This window comes from Acinetobacter sp. UBA6526 (genome assembly GCF_002434875.1).
In the GTDB taxonomy this organism is placed as follows: domain Bacteria; phylum Pseudomonadota; class Gammaproteobacteria; order Pseudomonadales; family Moraxellaceae; genus Acinetobacter; species Acinetobacter venetianus.
Genome location: NZ_DJLC01000171.1, coordinates 1 through 4,428 on the forward strand (window position 1 = coordinate 1; position 4,428 = coordinate 4,428).

Annotated in this window: 5 protein-coding genes; all 5 read left to right on the forward strand. The window is 38.4% G+C overall.

Translation table 11 applies throughout. From position 1 onward, the window contains the following. Positions 1-771: DUF1302 family protein (locus B4237_RS11860; protein ID WP_286943251.1), on the forward strand; the 771-nt coding region annotated here is incomplete at its 5' end. A gap of 18 nt (positions 772-789) precedes the next feature. Beyond that, positions 790-2,016 (forward strand): DUF1329 domain-containing protein, encoded by a 1,227-nt coding sequence (locus B4237_RS11865; RefSeq protein WP_286943253.1) that lies wholly within the window; start codon positions 790-792, stop codon positions 2,014-2,016. 80 nt (positions 2,017-2,096) lie between these two features. Continuing rightward, positions 2,097-3,239 carry a YCF48-related protein gene (locus B4237_RS11870; protein WP_286943255.1) on the forward strand — a complete coding sequence of 381 codons (1,143 nt, stop codon included), beginning with the start codon at positions 2,097-2,099 and terminating at the stop codon, positions 3,237-3,239. A gap of 6 nt (positions 3,240-3,245) precedes the next feature. After that, on the forward strand, positions 3,246-4,016 hold the full coding sequence (locus tag B4237_RS11875; protein WP_286943256.1) for an SDR family oxidoreductase: 771 nt from the start codon (positions 3,246-3,248) through the stop codon (positions 4,014-4,016). Positions 4,017-4,032: 16 nt separating this feature from the next. Further along, positions 4,033-4,428 (forward strand): glutamine amidotransferase-related protein (locus B4237_RS11880; RefSeq protein ID WP_286943258.1); only part of this gene is annotated, 396 nt, incomplete at its 3' end.

Consider the following 4,428-nt stretch of genomic DNA (forward strand, 5'->3'; position numbering starts at 1 on the left):
GACTCAACTGGTGGTACAATGATTCAGAACTTAACTAGCTTTTCTACAGCTCCTGCTGCTAATCAGGGTGCCTTAGTTGCTGCCAATGGTGTGGCACTTAACAAATGGTCATCTCAACCAAACTGTAATATCTCGTCTGCAACCGGCAAAATGTCTGCAGAAATGTCTGGTTATGCAGTGTGTGATGGAACAGCCGAGTTCGATGCTTGGACATTCGATTTTAATGCTGCGAGATCATTCACGCCATCTGATCCAATCGCTGCTAATGCTGGTGCAGATGGTGGTTTTGTATTAGTTGAAATTGGAGGTGTATACATTCCAGGAATTGATTCTGCACAAGGATTAGTTGCTACAAATCACCAAGCATTTGGTCATGATAGTTATGGTGGAGGTTGTTTAGACATCGCTGGAACAAACAGTCTTGCAGTTCAAAATAACGCTCTATTTGGTGACGGCTATTGTGAAAATAACTCAGTAGCTGACAGTCTTGCAATGACTTCAAGAATTAGAGGTGGGTTGAACTACTTCAACTTCCAAAACACACCTTGGACTTTCTCACCGTCAGTTGGTTTTGACTGGGATTTCTCTGGTAACGGCGCTTCATCTTTAGGCGGTTACGTTGAAGATGAAATGAGCCTTACTCTTGGAAGTTCTTTCTCTAACGGTGGAACGTCTATCAACTTTAACTATGTTGCTGAACTTGGTGACTACGAGGATAACTTATCTTCAGACCGAGACTATGTCTCAGCGACAATTTCACATGCATTTTAATTTAGGAAAGGTTAAAAAATGAATAAAATGAATATAAAAACACTGCTGATCGCTGTTATTGCATCAATGACGGTATCTTTGTCAGCGGTATTTGCTGATGGCCATAAATATACTGTCACGGCAGATAACATGTCAGAACACTCGTCTATGTTGACACCGGGAATGATGAATATGTTTTCAGCATATCCAGATACATTCAAAATGAATGTACATGCAAATGGTGGCGATTGTACGTTAGATCCTGATGTCGCTGCAATCAGTCAGACTAATGGAACAATGGTTAACGATAACGAAGGTATTGAGGTTCCGAACGTGGGTCAAGTTCCTTTCCCAGACCCATCACACCCTCAACATTACATGTGGAACTATAGAATGTATGCTGGAACTGTAAGTGCAGTTGATCGTGTTCAAACATCTGTTTACGTGAAAAATGATGGTTCATTGACAATTGGTCAACAAGAGACCAGCATATCTTTCCCAACTAACCCAAGAACAAAAACTATGTATGCAGACAATAATCTGTTTGCATTGTTTATGCAGAAAAACCTTGGGCCTCCAAGAACAGCGGGAACAGTCACTTTAGTGCATGACTTTATCGACAGTTATGTTCAACCTCGAAAAGCTTGGCAGTACAGCCCTGCAACAAGGAGAGTTAGAAGAGCGCCTGATATTACTTATGACACTTTAACGACTGCAGGTGGTGGTATCGTTACGGTTGACTCATATGGTGGTTTCAATGGTGCGCAAGATAAATACGATTGGAAATACGAAGGAAAACAAACAATGATCGTTCCAATCAACAACGATGATCTTGCAAATAATGCCATTGAGGATGTTTTTACTCCAAACCATCCGAATATGGACATGGTAAGATTTGAGGAAAGAGACGTGCACATTATACACGCTACTCTTAAACCAGGCCAAAGACACCTATATGCTTCTAGAACTTTTTATTTCCTAGACGGACAGCCTGGCATGTTAGTTTATCATGACGCTTACGATGACAATCAAGATCTAATGAGAGCTAATTTTCAAACAACAGTTGCTGGAAATATGGGTGGTATTGGTCTAACGGATACAGCGTGCAATGTTCAAGGTGAGTACACTATGGATTTTGCAACTAGAGCTTATGCTGGAACAAACCTGTTTGGGCCTGCTTTATCACCAAGACAAACTGTTTATAATGGTGAAGAAAAAGCTGTAAGCTTTTATACACCTGATGGTCTAAGAAGATACGCAAGATAAAAGACCAAAAAATACTAACAGTATTTATCTCATAAAACCCGACTTGAATTTTTTAAGTCGGGTTTTATCTTAAAGGGCTAATGAGAAATTTTATTTTTACACTTTCAATACTGCTATTCGCCTCTTCGCAAGCATCTGCAAGCAATTTTAATTACGATACTGGTCTTGCAGCGATCAATCCAATGGCAAATAAAGCTCTTATTAATGCTATGGATAAAATTGATGACAGGATCTATGCGGTTGGTGAACATGGCATCATACTTTACTCAGATGATGACGGAAATAATTGGAAGCAGTCTGAAAAGGTTCCTTTTACGAACACTCTTACTGATATTTCTTGTATTTCAAAAAAAGAGTGCTGGGCGTCCGGCCATGATGCAACTATTTTACATAGCAATGATTATGGTAAAACATGGATTAAGCAATATGAGGATCCAGATTTTGATGCTCCTTTACTATCAATTCATATGTATGATAACGGTGAGGGAATAGCAATTGGAGCTTTTGCACTCTCACTAAGAACTGAAGATGGAGGTAACACTTGGGGTTACTTATTCATGGATGATGACGATTTTCAGCCTCATTTTAATTATGCATACGGTGACTCTCAATCTTGGAGAAAATCATCAGCTAGTGAGGCTTATGCTGTTGGTGAGATAGGTAAGTACTATATATCAGATGATAAAGGCTTAAATTGGCTTGTTGTATCTACTGGCTATGAGGGCTCGTATTGGTCAGGAATAAAAGTTGATGAGGGAAAGTCTTTACTTTTAGGTATGTCAGGTAATTTAACATTAATTACACGTTATGGACCTGAGGATATTGTTCCAGCAGATAAGTTTACTTCAATCGCATGTTATGAAGCTGGATATTTTAAAGATGATTGTAAACTTTTTGCATTTGATAACATTTTTATAGGAACAAAGAATAGTTTAACAAACGCTATCATGATGGATGACGGTCGAATTGCTATTAGTGGCAATGGTGGTTCGGTTACAATCGTTGATTTATACAAAAAGAAAACAGTTGAGACATGTGTTCGATCTGACCGTCTGAGTAACACATCAATAGTTTATCTTGGAGGGGAAGAATTTTTATTAGCAGGTGAAGATGGCTTTCGTAATCACAGCATGATTGAGTGCTATGATAATTTTGCTTCCTCAGATACCAGTTCGCAAGACACATATTATACAGTTGATCTTAATATGGTTCAGTTTTTCTAACTTCTTATGGGACGTGTTGAAGACAAGGTTGCAATTGTTACTGGTGCAGCTTCAGGATTGGGCTTTGCAGCAGCCCAAAAACTGATGGATGAAGGTGCAAAGGTTTTACTTACTGATATCAATGAAGAGGTAATCCTATCCATGCCAGAGAGACTCTCAAATTTTAGTGCGACACAATTCAAAGCCACGACTCATGATGTTGCAAATGAAGAGTCATGGATAAATGCGATTGAAATAGCAGAAAAACATTTTGGTAAAATTAATATTTTAGTCAATAGTGCTGGAATAAGTTTAGGAGCAGATATTGTATCTACTGATTTTGAAATATGGAAAAAAGTCCATGAAGTTAATTTAGATAGTGTTTTTCTGGGTTGCAAATATATTATTCCTGTAATGGCTAAATCTGGGCAGGGATCGATAATCAACTTGTCATCAATATCAGGAATTGTAGCTGGCTGGAATACTGCAGCTTATAACTCATCAAAAGCTGGAGTTCGCTTACTTAGTAAATCTGTGGCACTTTATTGTGCTAAAAAAGGTTATGACGTTAGATGCAATTCTATTCATCCCGCCTTCGTTGATACGCCAATCCTCGATCCTTTAAAACAAGCTTTTGGTGAAGAAAAGGCAGTCGCAAAGCTTTCTCGACAAATCCCAATGAACAAAATCGGTGATACGGATGATGTTTCATATGCAATTTTATATTTAGCGTCTGATGAAAGTAAGTTTATGACTGGAACAGAGATTATTCTTGATGGCGGCCTAAGCGCGATGTAGTTTCATTCTTGAGACTATGAAAAAGAAAAAAGCACTTATGATTGTACATCAGCCTCGTTCTAGTACTGGAGACGTAGGTTTGAAATTACTAGAAAGAGGATATCAACTTGATGTACGAAGGCCCGTCATAGGTGAACAGTTACCTAAATCTATGAATGAACATGATATTGCGGTCATTTACGGTGGGCCACCCAGTGCAAATGATAATCTAGATTACATTAAGAATGAAATTGAATGGATCTCAATTGCGCTATCTTCAAATAAACCTTTTCTTGGTATTTGTTTGGGGGCACAAATGCTTGCAAAAAATTTAGGAGGAACTGTTCAACGTGCAAAAGATCATCAGTTTGAAATAGGTTTTTATGATATCAAGCCAATTGGCGACGGTCATAAGATTTTTCAAAACCAAAAA